Origin of the sequence: Methylobacterium sp. E-005 (genome assembly GCF_022829725.1) — a bacterium.
In the GTDB taxonomy this organism is placed as follows: Bacteria; Pseudomonadota; Alphaproteobacteria; order Rhizobiales; family Beijerinckiaceae; genus Methylobacterium.
Map to the genome: position 1 here is coordinate 34,050 of NZ_JAKSYG010000256.1, position 25,230 is coordinate 59,279.

Sequence of the window (25,230 nt, forward strand, 5' to 3'; positions counted from 1 at the left end):
GATGTGGCCGTGATCTGCGCCGGCGAAGGCCATGGTCATCCGCGGCGGGGCGAATGTCTGGTTTGGGAGACGCTCACCTCATCCGCTGGTGACCGCTTGGGATCGCCTCCAGAATAGCCGCTCAGGGTAGTTCTGAGACCGTCTGCTCTGGAGCGAGAGCTGGAAGACGCAAACGGCGCCATACGAACAGATTTGGAATGTTGCTCATAGCTTTGATGGAACTCTAGCCAAGCGCGCAACTAGATCGTATTCACGACATTTGTGCGATGCTCAAGTGGCATGTTTTGTGCCATTTTCAGCTTGGGATGCTTGTTGGCCGCGCTGGATTTGTCGAAAATGACGTCGAAGATTGCACAATTCCAGTGTAATGCTGCGCCTTGTGAACGGTGGGTTAGAAGCTTCGTGGGACGATGTTGCGTCTACCGAAAGTTGTCCCATGTTTCGCAAGCCCACCTTCAGTGCGACTCAGGCTACGCTCGACGCTCTCACGCGCTCGTTGGCCATCATTGAGTTCAGCATGGATGGAACCATCCTGCGCGCTAACTCGAATTTCCTGGCCGTCGTCGGCTACGATCTGGCGTCCCTGCAGGGGCAGCATCACCGCATCTTCGTCGGTGACGATGCCGCCAACAGCTGGGATTATGCCGAGTTCTGGGCAAAGCTGCGGGCTGGCGAGTTCGTGTCCGGTGAGTTCCTCAGGAGGGCGCGATCGGGCGCGAAGGTCTGGCTTGAGGCGACCTACAACCCGATCCTCGGCCCCGACGGCAAGCCGTTCAAGGTCGTCAAGTTCGCCAGCGACATCACGGCCAAGAAAAATGAAACTGGCCGCCTGCTGCGGATGATCGATGAGATGCCGGTCGCTGTCATGACCGCCGATCCGAAGAACGACTTCAAGATCAACTACCTCAACAACACCTCGCGCAAGACCCTGGAGTCGATCGAGAAGTACCTACCCATCAAGGCCTCCGAGATGATGGGTCGGTCGTTCGACGTCTTCCACAAAAACCCGCATCATCAGCGCAACATGCTGGCCGATGCCAGTCGGCTACCGCATCGGACCAAGATCAGGGTCGGTCCCGAGACGCTGGACCTACAAGTCTCGGCCATAACCGACGCGGACGGCGCCTATGTCGGGCCGATGCTAACGTGGTCGATCATCACGGCACAGCTCGCCATGGCCGAGGAAGTCGCTGGCGTCGTCGATGCGCTGGGCACCGCCATCGGCGAGATGAAGGACTCTGCGCAAGGTCTGAACCGCTCGGCAGACTCGGCGAGCGAGCGGGCGAACTCGGTGGCGGCCGGCTCCGAGGAGATGACGAGTTCGATCCACGAGATCTCAGGCCAGGTCGGGCGCGTCTCCGAACGCACCCAGCAGATCGCCAATCAGGCGACGGCGACGGACGCGACCGTGCGCAATCTCGCCGCCAACGCCAGCGAGGTCGATACGGTGGTGGGCATGATCAAGTCTATAGCTGACCAGACCAATCTGCTCGCGCTCAACGCCACCATCGAGGCGGCGCGTGCCGGCGCAGCGGGCCGCGGCTTCGCCGTGGTCGCCACCGAGGTGAAGGAACTGGCTGGGCAGACTGCAAAGGCGACTGGCGAGATCACTGGCAAGGTCAGGGCCATTCAGGACGCCACCGGCGAGGCCGTGACGGCGATCCGGATGATCACCGATGAGGTCGCCGAACTCTCGAAGCTTACGCTGGCCATGGCGAGTGCCGTCGAGGAACAGGCGGCCTCGACCCAGGAGATGTCATCCAACATCACCGGTGTCTCTGCGGCAGCCGGCGAGACCGGACAGTTCGCCGAGATGGTCCGGCAGATCTCCGACAAGCTGGCGGCGCATTCAGCCGGGCTCGGCGCCAGCATGGAGAAGTTTCTCAGGGCGGGGTGACCTCCGTCGACGCATCACCTCGGCGCACCACCGGCGGCAGCAATGGCCGACATCCACCATCTTCCGCTCGTCGGCCTCAGCGGCAACGGGCTCCGGCGCTCGACCCAGGAGCTGGCAAGGTCGTTCGAGGCCGGAGACGATCTCGGATCGCGCGTCTTCCATATCCGCGCCTCCGCTCATGCTCTGGACGAGCTGAGCGACCGACTAAAGGCAAAGATCGCCGATATGACCAATCTGATCGGCCCGGAAAGCAAGCTGGGATTGCCCATGACGGCGGCGATTGCCGCGCTGAAGCGTATCGCGAACCAGTGCCGCACATTCTCGCGCATAGCTACGGCGTTGCCGCGGACCGATCCGCTCGATGCGACCAGATCTCCGAAGCCGCGTGTCTGAGCAGCCATGCGCTGGCCCGGACGCAGCCACACTTGTCTTCGCCACAGGTCAATGCCGGCCAATTCCCTGCGGCGGTCCGCGCCGCCCGGCTGTGCCGCGTTAGGCTTTAGCGATCACGCGCAAAGCTGATCGCTTTTCGAAAGTCCAATTTCGGGTAGACGCTGAGGTCTGGGCAACTCCCTGAGCCGAAATCGCCAACCGGACCGCAACGACCGCTTTCGAGTAGCGTCAATAGCGATTGGAACGGCTGCGATGGGTCGCCAGTGGAACGTCAGCAAATGCCTGCCCTGATCTCCGGAGCCTCAGTTTGCGTGTCTTCTCGCCACGTCGGCATGGGCCGGCGAGGAGATAGATATGGGACACTCAGCACACGATCCGGCCACGAAGGGCCGGCCAGCCTGGAACGCTGGCCGCAAGCTCGGGGCCAAGCGAGCTCTTAAGCCTCAGCAGGTCTGGGCCATCCGGTTTTGGCTCGACCGCGAGCGGCGCACACGCGACCGGGCGATGTTCGACCTTGCCATCGACAGCAAGCTGCGCGGTTGCGATATCGTCAAGCTCAAGATCGGTGATCTCGGCAGCGGGGGGGGGCGCATCCGTAGCCGGGCCATCGTCATCCAGCGCAAGACCGGCCGGCCGGTGCAGTTTGAGTGACTCGAACCCGCTCGTACCAGCATCTTGGCATGGCTGGAGGCCCGCAGTGGGACGCTCGACGATGATGCCTTCCCGAGCAGGCTCGACGGCATCACGCACATCAGCACTCGACAGTATGCGCGGCTGGTCGACGAGTGGGTCACGGGCATCGGGTTGCGAAGCCAGGACTACGGGACGCATTCCCTCGGTCGCACGAAGGCGTCCTTGGTCTACATGCGGACCGGCAATTTGCGTGCTGTCCAGATCCTGCTCGGCCATACCAAGATCGAGAGCACGGTTAGGTACCTCGGTGTCGACGTCGAGGATGCTCTGACCCTTGCCGAAGGAACTGAGATTTGCGCGTTCGGCCCCTCGGCTTTTGTGTCGAGGGGCTTCGGAACCGGTCCGGCAGCAATGCGCCCATCTCAGTCATAAATTGAGCCGCGGACGCTCCTCAATAGCGGACGTTCCCCGTGACGGGCGCGGTGGCGCGTTCGCATAAGGGCCGGTTACGGAAGATGTCACGCAGCGAGCAGCCATCGCAATCATAGCGCATAGTGGCCTGCTGCCGGCTTGGTGGACAATGGTGCTCAACCTCGGCAGAAACCGGACCAACGTTGGACGAGACGGGAGAGGACCGAGAAGACCACGGGCGTCGAGTAAAGCGTCAGAAGCTGGGATACGAGCAGTCCACCTGCCGCCGTAAGACCAAGCGGCTGGCGGAGTTCGTGGCCCGGGCCGGTTCCGAGCGCTAGCGGTAAGGCGCTCAACACCGCCACCAGCGTCGTCATCAGGATGGGTCGTGCTCGGGTGAGCGCCGCCTCCAGGATTGCTTCGGTGGCTTGGCGTCCCTGTTCGCGCTGGAGCACGAGAGCCATGTCCACCATTAGGATGGCGTTCTTCATTACGATCCCGATCAGAAGCACGCAGGCGATCGAGGCCACCAGTGTCAGCGGTGTGCCGGTGACGTGAAGCGCTAGGAGGCCGCCGACTACCGCCGAAGGCAGCGTCGAGAGGATCGTCAGCGGATGGATCAGGCTCTCGTAGAGCACCCCCAGCACGATGTAGATCGCCAAGATTGCGCCGACGACCAGAAAAAGCTGACGCGCCTCAGACTTCTCAGCTTCCGCCGCTTCGCCCCGGAAGCTCGCCCGGATCTCGTCGGGTAGGTGCTGCTCCTGCTCGGTGGCCCGAATCGCCGCTAGTGCACTGCCAATCGCCACCCCTGGTCGGGTGTTGAACGAGAGGGTCACGCTCGGCAGCCCGTCGAGATGGCGCTGCCACATCGCGGCATGCGCCCGGCGTGGGCGCATCACCTCCGAGAGCGGCACCTGTAGTCGACTCAGGCTCGCCCCCGGCACGTAGAGCCCGTCCAGCGAGGATGGGCTGCCCTGCGCCGCCGGCTCGACCTCCAGCACCACCCGGGCGTAGCGCGACGGCAGGTAGATCATCTGGATCTGCCGTTGCCCGAACGCGTCATAGAGCGTGTTGTCGATGGCGAGCGGCGTCACGCCGAACTGCGCCGCCCGCTGCCGGTCGATGACAAGGCCGGCCTCGAGCCCGGCGCGCTCGACACTCGTCACGACGTCGGTGAGTTCGGGCATCGCCAGCATGCGTCTGCGCATCGCCTCGGAGGCCGTCCAGAGGGCGTCCGGATCGGGGCCGACCATCGCGTATTGATAGCGCGCGGTCGCGCTCTGCCCGCCGAGGCTGAGGTCCTGCAGCGGCTTGAAGAAGGTGCGGATCCCCTGCACCCCGGCGAGCCGTTCGCGCAGGCGCGCCACCACGACCTCCACGCCTGGACGCTCCGCGAGCGGCTTGAGGCCGACATAGAGGTTACCGTTGCTCAGCGACGAGCCGTCGCCGCCGATGTAGGAACTCAGGGCCGCGACCGCGGGCTCCTGCAGGATTTGCTGCGCGACTTGGCGCTGCAGCCGCTCCATGGCGGCGAAGGATACGTTCGGGCTGGTGAGCGTGCGCACCTGCAGGATCCCGGTATCCTGCGTCGGCATGAGGCCCTTCGGCAGGGCGGCGTAGAGCCCGGCGGAGCCCGCGGCGCTCGCCGCCAGGGCGGCGAGTACGGGGCCCGGGTGGCGCAGGCACCAAGCGAGGCTCGCCCGGTAGGCACGGGCCGGCCGGGACGGGGCGGACGGAGGATGATCGTCCCTCCGCCGCGGCAGCAAGCGGCCACACAGCATCGGGACCAGGGTCAGGGAGACCAGGGCCGAGGCGGCGATCGCCGCCACCAGCGTCAGCCCGAACTCGCGGAAGTAGCGCCCGATCACGTCGGGCATCAGCAGAACCGGCAGCAGGGCCGCCGCCAAGGCGGCCGAGATCGCCACGATGGTAGCGCCCATGCGGCGCGCCGCCTCGAGCGCGGCGGCGGAAGCAGAGCGGCCCTCCTCCATCAGGCGCACCGCTGCCTCGACCACGATCACCGCGTCGTCGACCACGAAGCCGACCGCGATGGTGAGCGCCATCAGCGACAGGTTATCGAGGGAGTAGCCGAGGACTTCCATCGCCGCGAGGGTCAGGGCCAGCGCGATCGGGATGCTCATCACCGGGACCAGGGTGGCGGGGAGCCGGCGCAGGAACAGGGCGACCACGACCATCACGAGGCCGATCGCGATCGCGATGGTGCGGGCCACCTCGGAGACCGACTCGCGGATCAGGACCGTGCGATCGTAGAGCGTGTGCACCTCCAGCGAGGGTGGCAGCCAGCGCGCGAGGTCGGGCAGGGCCGCCTTCACGGCATCGACGGTCTCGACCACATTGGCGTCCGGCTGCTTGCGGACGTAGACAACCACGCTGCGCTCGCCGTTGAACCAGCCCGCAAGCCGCGTATTCACGACGCCGTCGGTGACCTCGGCGACGTCGCCGAGGCGGATCGGCCGGTCGCCGCGGAAGCCGACGATCACGTCGACCCAGTCCTCGGCCCGGATCAGCTGGTCGTTGGCCGAGAGCGTCCAGGTCTGGTCGGCGAGGGTGACCGCGCCCTTCGGCAGGTTCCGGCTCGCGTCGCGGACGGCCGCGCGCACCTCCTCCAGGGAAAGCTGCATGTTCGCCATCCGGTGCGGCGAAACCCGGATGCGCACCGCCCGCCGCTCGGCACCCGAGACGTTGACTTGTGCCACCCCCGGCAGGGCTGCGAGCTTGGCGGCCACGACGCTGTCGGCGAGTTCGTAGACCTCGCTCGGCGGCAGGATGTCGGAGGTCAGCGCCAGCACGATGGCGGCGAGGTTCGAAGGATTAGCCTTGTAGTAGACGGGGGGACGCGGCAGATCCTTGGGCAGGTCGGGCCTCGCCGCGTTGATCGCCGCGAGCACGTCGCCGGCCGCCGCGTCGATGTCCTTCGCGAGCGTGAACTGGAGCGTGATCTGGGTTCCGCCGAGCGCGCTGAACGCGCTCATCTCGCTGAGGCCGGCGATCAGGCCGAGGCGGTTTTCCAGCGGCTGGGCGAGGGCGGAGGCGACAGTGTCGGCGCTGGCGCCGGGCAGGCTCGCCTGGACCACGATGGTCGGGCGCTCGACGTTGGGCAGCGAGGCGATCGGCAGCCGGGTGAGGCTGACGAGGCCGACGAGCAGGAGCCCGAGGGCGATGAGCGCGGTACCCACCGGCCGCGCGACGAAGGGGGTGGCGAGGTTCACGGGTCGCTACGGCGCCACGAGGACGGCCCGGGACCGTCGGCGGCCGCGGCCGAGCGCGTCGAAAGCCAGATAGATGACCGGCGTGGTGTAGAGGGTGAGCACTTGGCTCACGATCAGGCCGCCGACGATTGCGACCCCGAGCGGGCGGCGCAGCTCGGCCCCGATGTGGTCGCCGAGCGCCAACGGCAGCGCCCCGAGCAGGGCCGCGAAGGTCGTCATCATGATCGGGCGGAAGCGTAGGGCACAGGCTTCGCGGATAGCCGCCTCCGGCGCGAGACCGCGCTCGCGCTGCGCCTCCAGGGCAAAATCCACCATCATGATGGCGTTCTTCTTCACGATGCCGATCAGCAGGAGGATGCCGATCAGCCCGATCAGGTCGAAGGGCATGCCGGCGAGCATCAGGACCAGCAGGGCGCCGAGACCGGCCGAAGGCAGGGTGGAGAGGATGGTCAGCGGGTGGATGACGCTCTCGTAGAGCACGCCCAGCACGATGTAGACGGTCACGATCGCGGCCAGGATCAGGATCCCGGTGCTCCTGAGCGATGCGGCGAACTCGGCCGCCGCGCCCGAGAGGCCGGTCGTCACCGTGTCGGGAAGGCCGATCGTCTGCTCGGCCCGGTGCAAGGCCTCGACGGCCGCGCCGAGGGAGGAGCCGGGCGCGACGTTGAACGACAGGGTCACGGCGGGGAACAGGCCCTGATGGGTGACGGAGAGCGGCGCCACCCGCCGCTCGACCCGTACGAAGGCCGAGAGTGGTACTGCCCTCCCGGCCTCGTGGTAGCCGGTGCCAAGGCCGTTGGCGGCGTCCCCTGATGTCGGTGCCCGCGCGGTGCCGGTGGTGACGTAGACCCGATCGAAGATGTCCGGCGCCTGCCTCAGGGCCGGATCGAGGCCGAGCACCACCCGGTACTGGTTGAGCGGGCCGTAGACCGTGGCGATCTGGCGCTGGCCGAAGGCGTCGTAGAGGGCTTGGTCGAGGGCGTCGACGGTAATGCCATAGCGCGCCGCCGCCTTGCGATCGATGGTGAGGGCGAGTTGCAGGCCCTCGTCCTGCTGGTCGCTCGTCATGTCGGCGAGCGCCGGCTCCGCACGCAGGGCGGCGAGTAGGCGCCGGCTCCAGAGGCGGACTGCCTCCGCGTCGAGGGCCTGGAGGGTGTACTGGTACTGCGTGCGCGCCGCCCGGGTCTCGATGGTGAGGTCCTGTGCCGCCTGGAGGTGGAGGGCGATGCCGGGCACCGCCTCGACGGCCCGGCGTAGGCGGGCGATGACGACGGGGGCCGGGTCGCGCCGGTCAGCCGGGCCGATATCGATGTACAGGCGGCCGGTATTGAGGGTCGGGTTGACGGTGCCGACGCCGACGAAGCTCGACACTGCGGTCACCGCCGGGTCCTGGGCCAGGATCGCGGCGATGCGGCCCTGGCGCTTGGCCATGGCCGGGAAGGCGATGTCCTGCGGCGCGTCGGTGGCGCCGACGAGGAGCCCGGTATCCTGCTCGGGGATGAAGCCTTTGGGGACTGCGATGTAGCACCCGGCGGTCGCAACGACCGTGACGGCGAACAGCGCCAGGGTGGCGCGGCGATGCGTCAGGACCCGATCGACGCCGCGCACGTAGAGGCGCGTCAGCACCTCGAACCCGGCCTCGCTCCAGCGGAACAGCCGGCCCGGCTGATGGCCCGGCGACTCGGGGGCGAGGAGCCGGGCGCACATCATCGGGGTCAGCGTCAGCGAGACGACGCCTGAGATCACCACCGCCAGGGAAAGGGTGACGGCGAACTCGCGAAACAGCCGCCCGACCAGGCCGCCCATCAACAGCAGCGGGATGAACACCGCCACCATCGACACGGTGAGCGACACCACCGTGAACCCGATCTGGCGCGCGCCCTTCAGGGCGGCCGGAAGCGGCGCCTCCCCGGCCTCGATGTGGCGCACGATGTTCTCGATCATCACGATGGCGTCGTCGACGACGAAGCCGGATGCGATGGTGAGCGCCATCAGCGAGAGGTTGTCGAGGGAATATCCCAGCAACGCCATCGCCCCGAAGGTCGCCACCAGCGAGACCGGAAGGGCAAGGCTCGGGATCACCGTCGCCCAGAGCTTGCGCAGGAACAGAAACACTACCAGCACCACCAGGGCCACAGTGAGAACCAGGGTGAACTGCACGTCGGCGATCGCCGCGCGGATCGAGACCGTGCGGTCGGTGACGACCGCGATCTTGAGGGCGGGCGGAAGGGCGGCGCGGAGCTTGGGCAGCAGGGCGTGGATGGCGTCGACGACCTCGATCGTGGTGGCGCCGGGCTGGCGCTGGATGTCGAGGAGGATGGCGGGCTTGCCATCGAACCAGGCGGCGAGGTCGGTGTTCTCGACCCCGTCGCGGGCGGTGCCGACGTCGCGCAGGTGAACCGGCGCGCCGTCGCGGTAGGCGATCACCACGTCGCGAAATGCCTCGGCCTCGAGGAGCTGGTCGTTGGCGCCGACCTGGAAGGCCTGCTCTGGCCCGTCGAGGCTGCCCTTGGGCAGGTTGGTGGAGGAGGCCGCGACGGCGCGGCGGACGTCCTCGAGCGAGAGGCCGAGGCCAGCGAGGCGGCCGGGACTGACGTCGAGGCGCACGGCGCGGGTCTGATCGCCCTCGATCGTCACGGCGCCGACACCCGGCACCTGAGACAGCTTCTGGATCACCTCGGTCTGGGCGTAGTCGCTGACCTCATGCAGAGGCAGGATCTCGGAGGTGAGGGCGAGGATCAGGACCGGTGCGTCGGCGGGGTTGACGAGGCGGTAGGCCGGCGGGCCGGGGAGCTGACTGACGGGCATCCAACCCGAGGCTGCGTTGATCTGGGCCTGGACATCTTGAGCGGCGACGGCGATCGGACGGGCGAGGTCGAATTGCAGCGTGATCTGGCTGGTGCCTGCGGCACTGGTGGAGTTCATCCGGGTGAGGCCAGTAATCTGGCCGAGATAATGCTCAAGCGGCGAGGTGATCGCGGTCTCGATCACCTCTGGTGAGGCACCGGGATAGGTGGTGGTGACCTGGATGGTCGGGAAATCAACCGCCGGCAGGGCGGAGACTGGCAGCGCTCGGTAGCCGATGGTGCCGAGCAGGAGCAGCGCGAGGGTGAGCAAAGCCGTCGCGATCGGGCGCCGGATGAAGGGGGCCGACATCGCCGCGGCCGTCAGCTCGGCGTACGCGGCGAGGACGCGGGGCGGGGTGGCGCCTCCGGCTTGTCGATGATCGTGATCGGGGTGCCGTTCTCCAGCCGGTAATGTCCCTCGGTCACGACCCGGTCGCCGGCTTTGAGCCCGTTCTCGATGAGGACGCGGCCGTCGCTCACTTGGCCGGGGGTGACGGATCGGGCCACGACACTGTGCCCGTCCTGGGTGAGGAACACGAAGTCGCCGCGCGGACCGTGGCGCAGGGCGGCGAGCGGGATCGTGACGCCCTGGGAGCGGACACCGACGGTGATGCGGCCATTGACAAAATTGCCGGGCCAGAGCGTGAGCCGGGCGTTCGGGAAGCTCGCTTTGAGCTTGATCGTGCCGGTGGCGGGATCGACTTGGTTGTCGACGAGTTCGACTGTGCCGGTGTCGAGGAGGGTCTTCTCGTCGGCGGCATAGACCCTGACCGGCGCCTTGATCTCGCCGAGGGTCAGGCGGCTCTGGGCGACGGCGGTGGCAGACAGGGTGAAGAGGACGGAGATCGGCTGAAGCTGCGTCACCACCACGATCGCGGAGGCGTCGCCGGCGCGGACGTAATTGCCTTGGTCGACCAAGCGGACGCCCGTGCGGCCGGTGAGCGGCGCGGTGATGCTCGTGTACGAGAGCTGTGTCCGAGCGTAGGCGATCTGAGCCTCGTCGGTCTTGATCTGGGCTCGGTATTGGGCGACGAGCGCGCGCTGCTGGTCGACCTGCTGCTGGCTGGCGAAGTTCTTGAGGACGAGGGCTTCGTAGCGCTGGAGATCGAGCAGGGCGCCGTCGAGGAGCGCTTGGTCCTTGAGCCGCGTTGCCTCCTGCTGATCAAGCTGGGCCTGGAGTGGGCGCGGGTCGATAATGGCGATGGGATCGCCCGCCTTGACGTCCTGGCCTTCGCGAAACAGGACCCGGGTGATCTCGCCATCGATGCGCGAGCGCACGCCGACGGTGTTGTAGGCCTGGACAGTCCCGATGCCCGACAGGGTTATCGGCACGTCGCTGCTGCGCGTCGCCTCGACCGCGACACGGGCGGCAGTCTGTGGAGGTCTAGCCGGTGGCGCTCCCCCTGATGCCGACTGAACGGACGGCCCCGCCGGAAGTATTTTCCCGCGCTGCGAAGCGAGCCAGTCCGGCGCGGCGGGCCAGGCTACCATCACGCCAAACGACAAGACCATTCCGGTTCCGAGACCGATCGCGAACCTGCGCATGCTCCACCTTTGGACGATGTGCGCCGCAACATTAGCTAAGCCATACAAAGTGGCAAGGTAATTCGTGCAGATATGTCGCTGCAATTTCTAGTTTATCATAGATTATTGCCGTATTTTGCAAGCACTTGCAATCTATAATATATGTACTTCGACCTCATTTTGCGTAAAATATTTATCAATTTAAAATTTTATCACATCTCTGAGATATATGGATTGCGATCAATGGAAAATGATGTGAAGCAGACTTCATCACGGTGCCCGTCTCTGATCCCTAGGCCGAGTTGTCCACTCCTGCCGCTCACGGCAAGGTGAGGCTGCCGAGCCCGAGGAGGCATAGGATGACTTGGCAGTTACATTGGCTTGAAGCGTCTGGCGATCTGACTCCCTGGCGTAGCGCCATCGCCGCGGAGGTCGAGATCGCCCGAACGGCTGTAGGCACCGTGCTGCCGGTGTCGCCGCTCGACATCCTCGTGCAGCGCTTGCCCGGCGCGGTAATCCCGGAGACCGGCACGACGGGACAGGCCACGCGCGCCGGCCTTTTCTCCCTCACCATTGACCCCAATAACCCCAATTTCGCCCGTTCGCTGCGTGATGGCGATCTGCGCCGGACGGTGGCGCATGAGGCCCATCACTGCATGCGCATGGCCGGTCCCGGCTATGGCTGGACGCTGGGTGAGGCCCTCGTCAGCGAGGGCTTGGCAGGGCAGTTCGTCAGCCGCCTGTTCAACTCGCCGCCCGCGCCTTGGGAATGCGCTGTGACCGATGAGGTGCTCGCAGCCAACTTGCCGGACAACGCGACGCTCGTGGGCAACGGGCACGACCACGGTGCGTGGTTCTTCGGCTTCGGTGGACGGTATCCGCGTTGGCTCGGGTACACCCTCGGCTACAGGATCGTGGGCGACTGGCTGGACGCAGGGGCAGACACTGGCGGCGACGCCTGGGTCAACGTCCCCGCGCACGACGTTATCAAGGCCGCCCGCGGACGCACGCTGTCGAACCTCTAACCGGCGACCGGCGAGGCCGCTTCTGAATTCTCCTCACTCTGGCCAATGGCAGATGATGGCTGCTTTCGGGATCAGCCGGTGCCTCTCCCTTATGGCCGTAACAGGTTAGAAGCGGTACGGCTGCTTCCCCGGCGAAGGGCGCAGGCTGAATTGTGATCCTCAACCGGCCGTTCGCATAACGTCGGCTTACGGAACGGTCCGATGGTACGGCAAGCTGCCGCGTATGACTCCACGCAAGCCTTCACGTTGTCAGCTACGCGTCGGTCCCACCAAGTTCCACAGGTATGACACACGTGGCGACATCGATGACGCGTGTTCACTCGACGCCAAGCCGACCGCGATCACGTCCGGCTTGGCTGGCCCTCTCGATTGCGCTGATCGGGATCGGCCTCGTCTGGCGTCTGGTCCCGCTCGGCTTGCCCCGCTTCGCGCTCAAGTACGGTGGATCCCTGCTCTGGGCCTCGATGGTCTACAGCCTGTCCGCGGCGTTGCTGCCCCGGTGGTCAATCGCGGCGACAGCGACCGTGGCCGGACTCGTCGCGCTCTCCATCGAACTGCTTCGCCTCTATCACCAGCCCTGGCTCGACGCGTTCCGGCTGACGCTCCCGGGGGCACTCCTCCTGGGTCGGATCTTCTCGCCATGGAACCTCGTCGCCTACGCGGCCGGGATCCGCGCAGCCGCTTGGTGCGAGTGGCTCATCGCCCGGCGAAACTTGCCGTACCGGCAACCTCCGGCTTAGGCCCCCCCGGTGATGGCATTCAGCTTGATCCGGCCATCATCGCGCAACGCCGCTGCTGCCTCTCGACGGCCCACCGGAGGTAGTCCGACCTCGAAGGTAACTCCGCGCTCCGCGGCGGCGAGCACGATCGACCCGCCGCACCCACTGAGGAGCGCGCGCACGATGCTCAGACCCATCCCTGTCCCGCCGCTCTCGCGGCGCGTCGTGAAGAACGGCTCGAATACCCGCGCCCGGTCCCGGTCCGGAATTCCAGGTCCGTCATCGGCGACGCGCACGCGCAGCCCCTCACGCACCAATGCTGCGTCGAGGCGCAGGGTCGCTGCACCGTGACGGGCGGCGTTGTCAGCCAAGTGGCCGAACACGATGCCGGCGTCTTCCGGCGAAAGAGGCAGCGGGTGGTCGAGCGCGCCGCCGGCCTGGATGTCGAGATCGATGAAACGGGCCTGGAGGTCCGCCGTGATCGCCCGAAGTGACGTGGACCCTTCCGAAGCAACACCCTCGGCGCGGGCCAACGCGCGCAACCGTCGCAGAAGTACGCCGAGCCGGACTGTGTCGGCGACGATGTTGTCGAGGAAGCGTCGCCGCTCAGCCGCACTCATCGTCGCGCCCGGATCGTCGCCGTGGTCGCCCAAGGCCTCACACTCCTCGTCCCGCAGCAATTCCGCCGCCCCCTGGATCGCAGTCAGCGGCGTCTTCAACTCATGCGAGACGTGGCTGGCGAACGTGGCGACGTAGTCCGAACGCTCGCGCTGGCGCAGTGCCATCGCATCGAGGCTGCGCGCGAGGGCTGCGATCTCACGCGTGCCGAACCGCGCTCCGGGATCGGCTGGAACCGGCGCACCCCGACCGATCGCCGCCGCGCGGGCCATCAGCGTGTCGATGGGGCGTCCGATCGTTCGTGTGAATACAAAGGCAATGGCGAGCGTCATGGTCAGGACGATCAGCCCAGCGAGACCGGCCTTGTTGCGCTCGCCGTACAGGAGCCGCACGATGTTGTCGGGGGTCCGTGAGGCGTACACCGCCCCGGCCACGCGCCCCTCGACGAGCACCGGCAACGCCACGAACACCCGTACGCCGGTGCCGCGGCTGAGGGCGTAGAGCGGCGGCGGCGGGTGCTTCGAGATCCGGACCCGCATCACGGCCCGGAACTGTCCCCGCAACGCGGCGGCGACCTCCTCCACCCCGGCCAGCGACCGTCCGACTTCGTCACCGCCAGCGAGAACGACGCCGTCGCGGTCGACGATCCTGAAGCCGGCGAGCGTGATCGCCCGGATCTGAGGCAGGAGCGGCGCGAGGCGTGCGGCGAGCGCTGCGGCGACCGGCGGAGATGCCGGGGCGTCGGTCGCGTCCGGCCGGCGGCCGAGGATCGGATCCACGGTCAGGTCCAAGGTCGGCTCGATGGCGGCCGGGTCGGCCGCCGTCACGGCCGGACCGAGCAGGGCATCGCGTGCCGGATCTACAGCGATCTCGCGCCCGACCACCGCGGCCAGCACGGCGGCCTGACCGATCAGCTCGCCCTCGGCCTGACGGACGAGCTGGTTCTCGTACAGCCTGACGAAGGACAGGCCGAACACCGGGAGGAGCGCCACCGTCAGCAGCATGGCCAGGACGACGAGACCGAGGCTCGGCCGCCATTTCTCATGGACTGCCGAGGCCGCGTCAGGTTGGGCGATCACGTCGACGATCCGCAGGGTCCGAGCCGGAAGCCGACGCCGTGCACGGTCTCGATTACGTCGGCGCAGCCGAGCGCGGCCAACTTGGCGCGGACGTTGCGCACGTGGCTGTCGATGGTGCGGTCGGAGACGGCGACGCGGCCGCCATAGGCGGCATCCATCAACCGGTCCCGGTCCAGGACATAGCCGGGGCGCACGGCCAACGCCCGTAGGATCGCGAACTCGACCGCCGTGAGTGGGACCGCTGCCCCGTCGAAGGTTGCCGTGTGTCGCGGCGGGTCGAGCATCAGGCGGCCGCGCCGCAGGACCCCGTCCTCCGCCGGGGCGGGGCGCGGCCTCTCGGTGCGGCGCAAAATGATCCCCACGCGAGCGACGAGCTCGCGCGGGCTGAACGGCTTGGTCACGTAGTCGTCGCCGCCGATCTCCAGGCCGAGCACCCGGTCGATCTCCTCGTCGCGGGATGAGAGGAACAAGATCGGCACCTCGGAGGTCCGCTGCACACGGCGACAGACCTCCAGGCCGTCGATGCCCGGCAGCCCGACATCGAGAACGATGAGCCGCGGAGGCTCCCGACCGAACTCGGCCAGCGCCTCGTCGCCGTCGCTGGCGACCCGCGTCGCATGGCCAGCCTTCCCCAGCGCGAAGCGGATGACGTCGCGGATGTGTGGATCATCATCAACGACGAGGATGCTGCGGTCCATGAGCGTCAGTCGTGCCGGCCAGTTCGAGGGTTCACCGCGCGCGGGACGGTGCGTCGGGGTGGGCGCCAAGGTAGTTCAGAAGCCGCTGATCCCGGAACGTCCAGGCGCGCCAGTCCCGCATCCGCTCGCGCAGGTCGCGTGCGTGCCACCCACGCCACCACCGGGCGTACTCGGTCTGAGGGCCGTCGTAGTCTGCCAGGACCCGGTCGACCGCCGGGATCGCTTCGGCGTCGAGGCTCATCGCATAAACGAAGTCGAACGCCTGCCCGGTCCGGGACCAGCGCTCCGCGTTGTAGTCCGCCACCGTACCTGCGAAGTTCACGAACGCGCACGCATAGAGCGTCGCGGCCAGCGCCAGAAGGTTGGCCCGGACGAGCCAAGCGTTGCTGCGCCGCAGGGCGATGCGCGCGAGGATGAGCGCGAGGCCGACGGCGACCAGGGCCATCCAGATCAGCGCCGCCAAGCGCAGGATCGAGAGCCCATAGGCCTCGACGTAAAGGTCGAGCCGCCGCATCGCCGAGGCGACCAGCAGGACGTTCTGGCCGATCCATACGCAGACGAGGGCCCGGATGAGGGGGGAGCGCTCCCCCACCCCCCCAGAGCGCAGCGCCGCAAGGACGAAGGCTGCGGCGAGAAGTGCGGTTGCGACGAGCGCGTAGGCCCCTCGGTGCGCGTAGGCGGCGTGGGTCACGCCAGATGGCAGGGCGAAGCCAGCCCAAAGGTAGACAACATCCGTCGCCGACTGAACGGCGAAGAGCAGGTTGAACAGCACGAGGCATCGCAGGACCATGGACGGGCGCAACAGGACCGGCGGTGCGACGGCGACAGTCATCTCCGCGGCGTGAGAGTCCGCGTCGCCTGCAAGCTTCGATCGGCCTCCCGCCCGCGGGGCGACGAAGGCCCACACGATCGCGAGCAGCATCAGCCACGACAGGATGCGGGGGAGGTCGAAGTTCGGGATCGGCGCCGACCACGGGATGCCCGAGATCCACCCTTCGATCAGGGGGTTGGCCGCCGAGAATAATCCGGCGAAGACGACGCAGAGCGCTATCGGCACGCCCCAGCCGATGAGGGTCGCCACGCGCGGTGCGCGCCCGGCGCTCACGGCCCGACGCGCGACCCTGTAGACGTCCGGCGGGAGGTCGAACGGACCCGTGAGGAGGATGCCGCTGGCCGCCGCGACGATCGCGCCCGCGCGCCGGTTCAAGCCACCGGTGAGCACCGCGACGGACAGGGCGAGGCCGACGATCCCGAGTATCACGGACACGAAGCCGACTGTTTCAATCAGTGGGGCGAGGCCGACGATTAGCAGAACGAGTGCGGCAGTGAGATCGCGAGCGCGAATGCGATGCCACCCGGTGACGAGCGCTGCGATGCCGATCAGCGCGAGGAATAGGACGAGAGAGATCCCCAGCGGATGGTCATAGAACAGACGGTCACCAAGGAAGGCGACGGCGCCGGCGAGCACAAGCTTCGGGAGGGGTTGGGAGATTGCGGGCGCGGGCGCGTCCAGGGGCAGGGATGTCATACGGGCCTCTGCGGTCGGAGAACCGAACGGCGCGGGCGCGCCGAACGGCGGAGCGGCGAAAACCTCTGACGGACGATCGCGTGTCTCGATCACCGATGGCGAGGCCGCCTCGAACTCACGACCGCAGCATGAAGCCGGAGCTTGCACCGGCGAGGGACAGAACGTGCAGCGGGTCAGGACTTTTGTGCAGGCTTTGTGCAGAGCGCTTCCTTCTAGGCAAGTTTTACGCGGGGCGGTTTAAGGTAGTGCACGCGCGGACCACACGGTCCCAAATCCTGGTGGGACGCAATGACCGTCCAAGATGGCAGTCTAACTTCGTCCCCTAATTCGGAGGCGGACGTTTTGTTTTCGATCCTTGTCGGACATTCGTCCTGCAGTTCGTGATGTCGGGGAAGCGATCGTCTTACCGACAAACGCTGACGATGCATGTTGCGCCCGCCGAGCCTACCGGGTTCTGTCGGAAAACTGCGTCGAAAATTCAAACGTCGGAAAAACGTGAGCGTTGGCAGCTGGCAGCGAAAACGCTGCGCTGTCCGGTTTGGCGCCTCGCGCAACCGAAAGTCGCCAGACCGCTTGCGGCCAAAAGCAGAACGACGACACATTGCCGAAATTCTGGGTCACGCTGAAATCATCGTGCGCCTCGCTGCCAAGCTTCACGGGTCAGCAGGTTGAACGGCATGCTTCTTGTTGGGGGTATTGAGAAGGCGCGAAGGGTAGATCAGGATCATGAGGATGCGGCGGCGTAAGTTTCTGCAACTCGCCGGCGCTGGTCTCGCGATGCCAGCAGTCGCCCGGGCCGCGGGCAAAGACCGCTTGCTCCGCTTCGTGCCGCAGGCCGATCTCGCTCTCCTCGACCCGATCGTCACCACCGCGTTCGTCACCCGCAACCACGGCTTCATGGTCTTCGACACCCTGTACGGGGTTGACGACGCCTACGTGGCGCATCCGCAGATGGTCGCCGGACACGTTGTCGAGCGGGATGGCCTGCTCTGGCGGCTGACTTTGCGCGACGGGCTGCGCTTCCACGACGGCCAGCCGGTGCGCGGTCGCGATGTCGTCGCGAGCCTCAAGCGTTGGGGCGCACGCGACCTCTACGGTTTCGATCTGATGGCGGCCATCGACGAGATGACGGCGCCTTCCGATGGCGAGGTATGGATCCGTCTCAAGCGGCCCTTCCCGACCCTGCCCGATGTGCTCGGCAAGGCCAATACGAACATGCCCTGCATCATGCCGGAGCGATTGGCGCAGCTGGACCCCTTCAAGCCGGTCCCGGAGGTGATCGGCAGCGGGCCATTCAGATTCCTCTCCGCCGAGCGCGTCCCAGGCGCGCGCAACGTCTACGAGCGATTCGATGCCTACGTCCCGCGCGAGGATGGAACCCCGAGCTTCCTCTCCGGCCCCAAAATCGTCCATCTGGACCGGGTGGAGTGGCGCACGATCCCGGATGCCGCCACCGCCGCCGCCGCGCTGCAGACCGGCGAGATCGACTGGTGGGAACAGCCGATCCCCGACCTCGTCGCGTCGCTCAACCGCAACCGCGACCTGCGCACGGAAGTTCAGGATGAGGCGGGCTTCCTCGGCCTGATGCGCGTCAACCACCTCCAACCGCCGTTCAACAATCCCGCCCTTCGCCGGGCCTTGCTGATGGGACTGAGCCAGGCGGACGTGATGACGGCGGTGGCGGGTGACAACCCGACGATGTGGCGGGACGGCATCGGATACATGACCCCGGGGCCGATGACTAACGACGCGGGGATGGAGCGCCTGTCGCGCACGCCGGACCTCGCCAAGGCCAAAGCCGCCGTGCAGGCGTCAGGCTACAAGGGCGAGCGCGTGGTGTTCATGGCGCCGACCGACTTCGCCAGCATCAACGCGATGAGCGAAGTGATGGCCGACATGTTCCAGCGCATCGGTCTCAACGTCGACTTCCAGGCATTGGATTGGGGCACCATGGCACAGCGTTGGGGCTCGATGCAGCCGGTCGAGGCGGGCGGGTGGAGCGCCATGTGCACGTTCACGACCGCGGTCAGCACGATTACCCCGGCCGACAACAAGTTCATCCGTGGCATCGGCACCAAGGGCATCTACGGCTGGCCGACCAGCGCAGCGCTGGAGGCGATGCGGGATAAGTACCTCGAGACCTCTCACCCCGTCGCGCAGCTGGCGATTTGCCGGCAGTTGCAGGAGCAGGCCTTCGCCGAGGTGCCCTATCTGCCCCTCGGAATCTTCTTCCAGCCGACGGCGCGGCGCAACACCGTGACGGGGCTGCTGAAGGGTTTCCCGCTGTTCTACAACGTCCGGAAAGCGTGACGTGGTGGGCCGGAGGGCCGATGGGATGAGCGACGTGGTACCGGCCGAACTTCCCGTCACGGGCTACCTGTCCCGCTTCTCCGGGCGGCCCGGCGACACACTCTCGGTCCACGTCAGCCTGCGTGACGGTGGTTCATACCGAGCGCGGCTGGAGCGGGTCGTCTCGGGTGACCCGAATCCGGAGGGCCCAGGCCTTCGCATTGAGGATCTGTCCGCTCTTTTCGACCGGACGGTATCCGGACGCCGTCAGCCGATCCGGTCTGGATCCTACGGGTTCGTGTCGGCTGGACCAGACCGGGATGCGTCTGCCCCCTGTACCTGGACCGTCTTGGTCTGGGCGGCTCGGCCGGGGGACACACGCGCCGTCCTCACCGAGGAGGCCGGGGATCGTGCGGTCGTCATCTCGTTTGGTCTGGCGGGCGCGACCGCGTCATTGCGGTGGCCGGGCGGCAGCGCCGATCTCGCCACGGACGTTCCGATCCAGCGGAGGCGCTGGTACCGGATCTGGCTCGCAGCCGACCCGCGGAGTGGCGTGCTTACCCTCGGGCAGCGGGCGCTTGACGGCGATGAACCAGCCGTTCGGCGCGGTGAGACCACCGGGCTCGCGCTCCCCACCGGGGGACCCGTGCTGTTCGCGGCCGAGCGTGCGGCGGAGCCGACGCGGCACTTCACCGGCAAGATCGAGGCGCCGGCGATCCTGGGCGGGTCAGCGACCGAATGGCCCGATCCGGCCCGCATCCCCGAGGAACTCGCCCCGCTCGCGCTGTGGGACTTCGCGCGGGACATCGGCGGCATCGAACTCATCGACACCGGCCCGCAGAAGTGCCACGGCCGCGCCGTGAATCTGCCTACCCGCGGCGTGGTCGGAGCGTTCTGGAGTGGACGCGAGACCTGCTTCCGCCACGCGCCTGACGACTACGCCGCCATCCATTTCCACGACGACGACCTCGATGATTGCCGCTGGGAGCCCGATTTCGCCCTGCCGATCCCGGACCTGCCGAGCGGCGCCTACGCGCTGCGGCTGACCTGTGCCGGCGGGGAGGACCGCCTGCCGTTCTATGTCCTGCCGCGCCGCGACGGCCCCCGGGCGCCGATCGCGTTTCTGGCCTCCACCTTCACCTACCAGGCCTATGCCAACCACGCGCGCGGTAATTTTGACGACAGCCTCCGGGCGCGTGCTGCAGCCTGGGGAGCCTCGCCCTACAACCCGGATGATTTCCCGGTCTACGGCCGCTCGACCTACAACCGTCACGCCGACGGCAGCGGCATCGCATTCTCGTCCCGCCTGCGGCCGATCCTAACAATGCGGCCGGGCTATCTGACCTTCGATGACCCGAAGGGCTCCGGCCTGCGGCACTACCCCGCCGACACGCACCTCCTCGCGTGGCTCACCGCCAAGTGCTTTTCGTTCGACATCGTCACAGACGAGGATCTCGACGAGGAGGGCCTCGACCTGATCCGGCCCTACCGGACAATCCTGACAGGCTCGCACCCGGAATACCACACGCCGGGCACGCTCGACGCGTTGACAGCCTATACCGCGGGCGGCGGCCGCCTCGTGTACCTCGGGGGCAACGGGTTCTACTGGCGCATCGCCCGCCATCATGACATGCCGGGCGTGATCGAAATCCGGCGCGCCGAAGGCGGGATCCGGGCCTGGGAAGCCGAGCCCGGCGAGTACCATAATGCCTTCGACGGCGCGCTGGGTGGCCTGTGGCGGCGTAACCGTCGGCCGCCGCAGGCGCTGGTCGGCGTCGGCTTTTCAGGTCAGGGACTGTTCGAGGGCACCCACTACCGGCGGCTGCCGGCCTCATACGCGCCCACGTACGCGTGGGTGTTCGAGGGGGTCGAGGGGGAGACGATCGGCGGGTACGGCCTGTCCGGCGGCGGGGCAGCGGGGTTCGAGCTCGACCGGGCCGATCGGGACCTCGGGACGCCGGAGGACGCGGTGATTCTCGCGGTGTCAGAGGACCCGCCGAGCTCGTTCGTGACCGTGCCGGAGGAGATGCTCACGCACGTCTTGACCATTTCGGGCGAAGAGCCCGAGGAGCTCAAGCGGGGCGAGGTCGTCTACTTCGAGAATCCATCCGGGGGGGCGGTGCTATCGGTGGGCTCGATCACGTTCTGCGGCAGCCTCTGGCAAGCGGGTGCGTTCCAGGGACAGATCTCTCGGCTGCTGGAGAATGTGGTCCGGCGATTCTCGCGCGACGAACCCTGAAAGCGCAGCGCCTCAAGCCGCGCCTTGTGCCGCGTCCAGGCCCAGAGCGGCGGTGCGGTAGGCCGTGAGCGTGTCGGCGACATCCCGCTCGCCGTGGGCGAGCGAGACGTAGGTCTTACCCTCGCCCTTCAGGATCCCACCCGTCCGCAGCAGGCCGTTGAACAGTCTGGCGCGCGCGGCGTCGGCCCCTGCCATGCCTCGGTGATCCGTCACGGGCGATGTCGTGAACAGTGCGTCGAACATCGGCGGCTCGCCCACCATCGTGATGGCGTGGCCTGCGTCGCGCAGAGCCGCCTCGACGCCCGCCCAGATGGCGCGCCCTGTCTCGAACAGGCGTTCGTACGCGCCCGGTTGTTTCAGAACGTCGAGAGCGGCCAGCCCAGCCGCGGCGGCGATGGGGTTTCCGCTGAGCGTACCGATCTGCGGCGTAAAGCTCTCCGGCCCAACCTGCTCACGATCAAAGTGCGCCATGATCTCGGCCCGGCCGGCGACCGCTGCCAGCGGGTAGCCGCCACCGATCACCTTGCCCAGCGTGCACAGGTCGGGCGTGACGCCGTAGTAGGTTTGGGCCCCACCGTAGGCGAGACGGAAGCCGGTCACGACCTCGTCGAAGATCAGCACGATGCCGTACTCGGTGGTCAAGTCGCGCAGGCCTTGCAGGAAGCCCGGCGTGGGCGGGATCAGACGCTGCATCGGCTCGACGATCACGCCGGCGATCGCAGCGTGGTGGGTGTGGATCATGTCGCGCGCCGCGGCGAGATCGTTGAACGGGCACACCAGCATCTCGTCGAGCAGGCCGGGCGGAATGCCGGCCGTGTCGGCGACGGCGCGCCCCGTGTTGGTCTCCCGCGCGGACCACAGGCTCATTAGGGCCCAATCGCTCATCCCGTGATAGCCGCCCTCGAACTTGAGGATCTTCGGCCGGCGGCGATGGGCGCGGGCGAGCCGCATGGCGTAGGCGTCGGCCTCCGTGCCGGTGGATACGAAGCGGACTTGCTCGGCGCAGGGCACCGCGGCGACGATCTCGGCCGCGAGCCGGATGCCGGGTTCGTTGTTGACGAAGAAGGTCGAGCCGCGTTCGACTTGCTCCAAAACGGCGGCGTTCACGGCCGGGTGGGCGTGCCCGACGAGCATCGGCCCTGAGCCGAGCAGATAATCGATGTACTCGTTGCCGCTGACGTCCCGCACGCGGCCGCCCCGGCCGGAGCGGATGACGATATCGCCGGCCATGTTGCCGAAGTTGCCCCCCGGCAGCACGCGGCGCGCGATCTGAGCGAGCGACTGCTCCTCAGCGGTGGTCGGCGTAATCACCTGCGATCTCCGGGGCTATCGGGTTCGCGAACCCGGGCACGGTCGTATCAAGCGGCTGGTATCGTGCGACCACGCGCATGGTTCGTGCCATCAACCGCCGTCAGCCCGCTGTCCAAAACCGGACGCTTGCCTGGGCGCATAGGCACGCCGTTCAGACAGCTTGGGGCGCGAACCGGACGCAGACGTGTCTGCTGTTATGAACCGCGCTCTCGCTGGCGCCTGCTACGGCAGAGGCAAGTCTGCGCGGCGGCCATCGCACAACCGTCAGAGCTACGTCTGCGAGCATCCCACACGCGCGTCTCAACGCCGTGTCTTCTCACGCCGCACCGAGATAGGCCGCTTCAAGCCCCTTATCCGCCGACAGCTCCGCGGCGGTTCCGCGCGCGGCGACCCGGCCCTGCTCCAGCACGTAACCGCGGTCGGCGACCGTGAGGGCGAGCGCCGCCATCTGGTCGACGATCAGGATGGTGATGCCCTCGTCGCGAAGCTCGGCCACGGTGGCGTAGAGGGCGTTGATCATCGCCGGGGCGAGGCCGAGCGACGGCTCGTCGAGGAGCAGGATGCGCGGGTGCGCCATCAACCCGCGGGCGATGGCCAGCATCTGCTGCTCGCCGCCGGAGAGCAGGCCCGCCCGGCTCGCCGCTCGTTCGCGCAACCCCGGGAACCGGTCGAGCAGGCGCTCGACCTCGGCAGGGTCGATCGGCGTCCCGCGCCCGAAGGCGCCAAGACGGATATTCTCGACGACGGTGAGCTCCGGGAAGACCTGCCGGCCCTCCGGCACCAGGACGAGGCCGCCGCGGGCGATCCGGTGCGCCGGCAGTGCCTCCACGCGCTGGTCGTCGAACACGATCGCGCCCGCGACCGGGCGCAGCAGCCCCGCCAGCGCCCGCATCGCCGTGGACTTGCCGGCGCCGTTCGCGCCTAGCAGGGCGACGGTCTCGCCCGGCCGCACGTCGAGATGGACGCCGTCGAGGACGGGCGCGGCGCCGTAGCCTGCGGTCAGGTCGAGGACGGAGAGGACAGCGTCCGCCGGCCCCTGCCACGGCGCGCTCCGCGGCCGGGCCGGGGTGTCGGCGCCGCCGAGGTAGGCGTGCAGCACCGCCGGGTCGCGCCGGATCTCGGCGGGCGTGCCGCGCGCGATTGGGCGGCCGGCATCCATGACAAGGATGTGGTCGGAGATGCCCATCACCAGCGGCATGTCGTGCTCGACCAGCACCACCGCGACGCCGCTGTCGGCGATCCGGCGGATCAGCCGGGCCAGCCCGTCGGTGTCGGCGCGCGACAGGCCGGCGGCGGGCTCGTCGAGGAGCAGCACCGCGGGGTTGCCGGCGAGCGCCCGGGCGATCTCGACGAGGCGTCGGTCGACATGGGGCAGCTCGGCGGCCGGCCGATCGAGGGCGCCGCGGTAGCCGACGAAGGCGAGGAGCCCGTCCGCCGTCTTCCGGTCCCGCGCCCGCGCGCGGCGCCAGAGCTGGCCCGGCGCGAGGCCGAGGGCGACGTTGTCGACCACCGGCAGCGAGCCGAACAGACGCGTGGTCTGGTAGGTGCGCGCGATGCCGGCCCGGGCGACAAGGTGGGCCGGCCGGCCGGCGAGGTCGCGGTCGCCCAGCCGGATCGCCCCAGCGCTCGGGCGGTAAAAGCCCGAGATTAAATTGAGCACGGTGGTCTTGCCGGCCCCGTTCGGGCCGATCACGCTGGTGACCGCCGCCGGCCGGGCCGTGAGGTCGACACCATCCGCCGCCGTGATGCCGCCGAAGCGGATGCCGACGCCGTCGAGGATGAGGGCCTCGCGCGCGGCCGTGCCAGGCAGCAGCGGCTCACCGGCCTCCGCGGCGGCCGGTGCCTCGCGGCCCCGCGGCAGCAGCCGGGCGAGGCTGCCGACCAGTCCCGAGGGCACCAGCCACATCACCGCCAGCGCCGCGATCCCGAAGAACAGCAGGCGGTACTCGGCGAGGCCGGACAGCGCCTCCGGCAGCAGCACGGTGACAAGGGCTCCGAAGAGCGGGCCGAGCACCGTGCCTGCGCCGCCGACGATCACCGAAAGGACGAACAGGATCGACTGCGAGAACGGGAACGAGCTCGGCGCGATGAACAGCATCAGCGGCGGCAGGATGGCCCCCGCGAGGCCGGTGAGGGCGGCGGAGATCGCGAAGGCGAGGGTCTTCACCCGGACCGGGTCGAAGCCCAAAGCCGCGGCTGCGACGTCGGCGTCGCGCACGGCGCGCATCGCCTGGCCGAGGCGGCTGCGGGCGAGAAGGTCGAACCCGGCTAGACTCGCCCCAGCGGCGAGCACCGCCAGCACCGCGAGGCCGGCCGGCGCGAGCGGCTCACCGAGAAGCGTCGGCGCGTCGGTGACGACGAGGCCGTTCTGACCGCCGGTCACCTCGCCGCCCTCGATCAGCCCGTGCTCAACGATGAAGCCGAAGGCGATCGTCAGCATGGCGAGGTAGGGGCCCTTCACCCGCATCGCCGGCACCGCCACGAGGCCGCCGACGAGGGCTGCGATCAGCGTCGCCGCCGCCAGCGCCAGCCAGAAGCTGACGCCGTGGAGCGTCAGGATCGCGCTCGTGTAGGCGCCGATCGCGTAGAAGCCGGCTTGGCCGAAGGAGATCAGCCCGGTCAGGCCGAGGAGCACGTTGAGGCCGACGCCGGCCACCGTGGTCAAAGCCACGAGGGCGATCACGAAGTGGCTGTAGCCGGCGGTCAGCGCGACGAGGCCGAGCGCGGCGGCGGTGAGACCGGCGATGCCGAGCCGCATCACCGGGGCCGAGCGCAGGTACGGCATTG

General features: G+C 67.9%; 14 protein-coding genes and 1 pseudogene. 7 read left to right on the top strand and 8 right to left on the bottom strand.

Features of this window, described 5'->3' with window-relative positions:
• Window positions 1-436 precede the first annotated feature (436 nt).
• The 3 genes and pseudogenes from MKK88_RS31120 to MKK88_RS31130 all read left to right on the top strand — a co-directional run.
• Window positions 437-1,897, top strand: a complete 1,461-nt coding sequence (locus MKK88_RS31120) for a methyl-accepting chemotaxis protein (RefSeq protein WP_244007235.1) — start codon at window positions 437-439, stop codon at window positions 1,895-1,897.
• Between the two features lie 42 nt (window positions 1,898-1,939).
• A complete protein-coding gene (locus MKK88_RS31125; protein ID WP_244007237.1) occupies window positions 1,940-2,290 on the top strand; it encodes a hypothetical protein in 351 nt (116 codons plus the stop codon).
• A gap of 354 nt (window positions 2,291-2,644) precedes the next feature.
• A pseudogene (locus tag MKK88_RS31130) lies at window positions 2,645-3,277 on the top strand (tyrosine-type recombinase/integrase); the annotation flags it as partial.
• Between the two features lie 233 nt (window positions 3,278-3,510).
• On the opposite strand, the gene MKK88_RS31135 reads toward MKK88_RS31130, so the two are convergent.
• Genes MKK88_RS31135 through MKK88_RS31145 form a run of 3 tightly spaced genes read right to left on the bottom strand, consistent with a single transcriptional unit; the run spans window position 3,511 to window position 10,958 of the window.
• Complete coding sequence (locus tag MKK88_RS31135) at window positions 3,511-6,567, bottom strand: efflux RND transporter permease subunit (protein WP_244007239.1); 3,057 nt, start codon at window positions 6,565-6,567, stop codon at window positions 3,511-3,513.
• Between the two features lie 6 nt (window positions 6,568-6,573).
• Window positions 6,574-9,723 carry an efflux RND transporter permease subunit gene (locus MKK88_RS31140; RefSeq protein WP_244007241.1) on the bottom strand — a complete coding sequence of 1,050 codons (3,150 nt, stop codon included), beginning with the start codon at window positions 9,721-9,723 and terminating at the stop codon, window positions 6,574-6,576.
• 11 nt (window positions 9,724-9,734) lie between these two features.
• Entirely contained in the window at window positions 9,735-10,958 is a 1,224-nt protein-coding gene (locus MKK88_RS31145) for an efflux RND transporter periplasmic adaptor subunit (protein WP_313902365.1), read from the bottom strand.
• Window positions 10,959-11,296: 338 nt separating this feature from the next.
• Between MKK88_RS31145 and MKK88_RS31150 the strand changes: the two genes are divergently transcribed.
• Together MKK88_RS31150 and MKK88_RS31155 are read left to right on the top strand one after the other, a co-directional pair.
• Window positions 11,297-11,962: a DUF2268 domain-containing putative Zn-dependent protease gene (locus MKK88_RS31150; RefSeq protein ID WP_244007246.1), complete on the top strand. Its 666-nt coding sequence runs from the start codon at window positions 11,297-11,299 to the stop codon at window positions 11,960-11,962.
• A gap of 305 nt (window positions 11,963-12,267) precedes the next feature.
• Entirely contained in the window at window positions 12,268-12,702 is a 435-nt protein-coding gene (locus tag MKK88_RS31155) for a DUF2809 domain-containing protein (RefSeq protein WP_244007248.1), read from the top strand.
• Here MKK88_RS31155 and MKK88_RS31160 read toward each other — a convergent pair.
• From MKK88_RS31160 to MKK88_RS31170, 3 genes are read right to left on the bottom strand one after another with little or no spacing between them, the layout of a single operon-like run.
• Window positions 12,699-14,378: a HAMP domain-containing sensor histidine kinase gene (locus MKK88_RS31160; protein ID WP_313902366.1), complete on the bottom strand. Its 1,680-nt coding sequence runs from the start codon at window positions 14,376-14,378 to the stop codon at window positions 12,699-12,701. The two genes, MKK88_RS31155 and MKK88_RS31160, sit on opposite strands and share 4 nt — an antisense overlap.
• Window positions 14,375-15,076: a response regulator transcription factor gene (locus tag MKK88_RS31165; protein WP_244007250.1), complete on the bottom strand. Its 702-nt coding sequence runs from the start codon at window positions 15,074-15,076 to the stop codon at window positions 14,375-14,377. Before MKK88_RS31165 ends, MKK88_RS31160 begins: the two co-directional genes overlap by 4 nt.
• 31 nt (window positions 15,077-15,107) lie before the next feature.
• Window positions 15,108-16,604, bottom strand: a complete 1,497-nt coding sequence (locus tag MKK88_RS31170; RefSeq protein ID WP_244007252.1) for a DUF4153 domain-containing protein — start codon at window positions 16,602-16,604, stop codon at window positions 15,108-15,110.
• A 732-nt stretch (window positions 16,605-17,336) separates the two neighbouring features.
• Here MKK88_RS31170 and MKK88_RS31180 point away from each other — a divergent pair.
• Together MKK88_RS31180 and MKK88_RS31185 are read left to right on the top strand one after the other, a co-directional pair.
• Complete coding sequence (locus tag MKK88_RS31180) at window positions 17,337-18,914, top strand: ABC transporter substrate-binding protein (protein ID WP_279602656.1); 1,578 nt, start codon at window positions 17,337-17,339, stop codon at window positions 18,912-18,914.
• A gap of 25 nt (window positions 18,915-18,939) precedes the next feature.
• Entirely contained in the window at window positions 18,940-21,132 is a 2,193-nt protein-coding gene (locus MKK88_RS31185) for a N,N-dimethylformamidase beta subunit family domain-containing protein (protein ID WP_244007258.1), read from the top strand.
• A 12-nt stretch (window positions 21,133-21,144) separates the two neighbouring features.
• Here MKK88_RS31185 and MKK88_RS31190 read toward each other — a convergent pair whose 3' ends face one another.
• Together MKK88_RS31190 and MKK88_RS31195 are read right to left on the bottom strand one after the other, a co-directional pair.
• The gene (locus MKK88_RS31190) at window positions 21,145-22,443 is read right to left on the bottom strand and encodes an aspartate aminotransferase family protein (RefSeq protein ID WP_244007260.1); all 1,299 of its coding nucleotides are present in this window, start codon (window positions 22,441-22,443) and stop codon (window positions 21,145-21,147) included.
• A 316-nt stretch (window positions 22,444-22,759) separates the two neighbouring features.
• On the bottom strand, window positions 22,760-25,228 hold the full coding sequence (locus MKK88_RS31195) for a branched-chain amino acid ABC transporter ATP-binding protein/permease (protein WP_244007262.1): 2,469 nt from the start codon (window positions 25,226-25,228) through the stop codon (window positions 22,760-22,762).
• Between the last annotated feature and the right edge of the window lie 2 nt (window positions 25,229-25,230).

Bases quoted from the DNA above. Each gene is read 5' to 3' on its own strand.
- MKK88_RS31150 (WP_244007246.1), top strand. From the start codon at position 11,297: ATGACTTGGCAGTTACATTGGCTTGAAGCGTCTGGCGATCTGACTCCC.
- MKK88_RS31125 (WP_244007237.1), top strand. From the start codon at position 1,940: ATGGCCGACATCCACCATCTTCCGCTCGTCGGCCTCAGCGGCAACGGG.
- MKK88_RS31120 (WP_244007235.1), top strand. From the start codon at position 437: ATGTTTCGCAAGCCCACCTTCAGTGCGACTCAGGCTACGCTCGACGCT.
- MKK88_RS31170 (WP_244007252.1), bottom strand. From the start codon at position 16,604: ATGACATCCCTGCCCCTGGACGCGCCCGCGCCCGCAATCTCCCAACCC.
- MKK88_RS31155 (WP_244007248.1), top strand. From the start codon at position 12,268: ATGACGCGTGTTCACTCGACGCCAAGCCGACCGCGATCACGTCCGGCT.
- MKK88_RS31195 (WP_244007262.1), bottom strand. From the start codon at position 25,228: ATGCCGTACCTGCGCTCGGCCCCGGTGATGCGGCTCGGCATCGCCGGT.
- MKK88_RS31180 (WP_279602656.1), top strand. From the start codon at position 17,337: ATGCGGCGGCGTAAGTTTCTGCAACTCGCCGGCGCTGGTCTCGCGATG.
- MKK88_RS31145 (WP_313902365.1), bottom strand. From the start codon at position 10,958: ATGCGCAGGTTCGCGATCGGTCTCGGAACCGGAATGGTCTTGTCGTTT.
- MKK88_RS31140 (WP_244007241.1), bottom strand. From the start codon at position 9,723: ATGTCGGCCCCCTTCATCCGGCGCCCGATCGCGACGGCTTTGCTCACC.
- MKK88_RS31185 (WP_244007258.1), top strand. From the start codon at position 18,940: ATGAGCGACGTGGTACCGGCCGAACTTCCCGTCACGGGCTACCTGTCC.
- MKK88_RS31165 (WP_244007250.1), bottom strand. From the start codon at position 15,076: ATGGACCGCAGCATCCTCGTCGTTGATGATGATCCACACATCCGCGAC.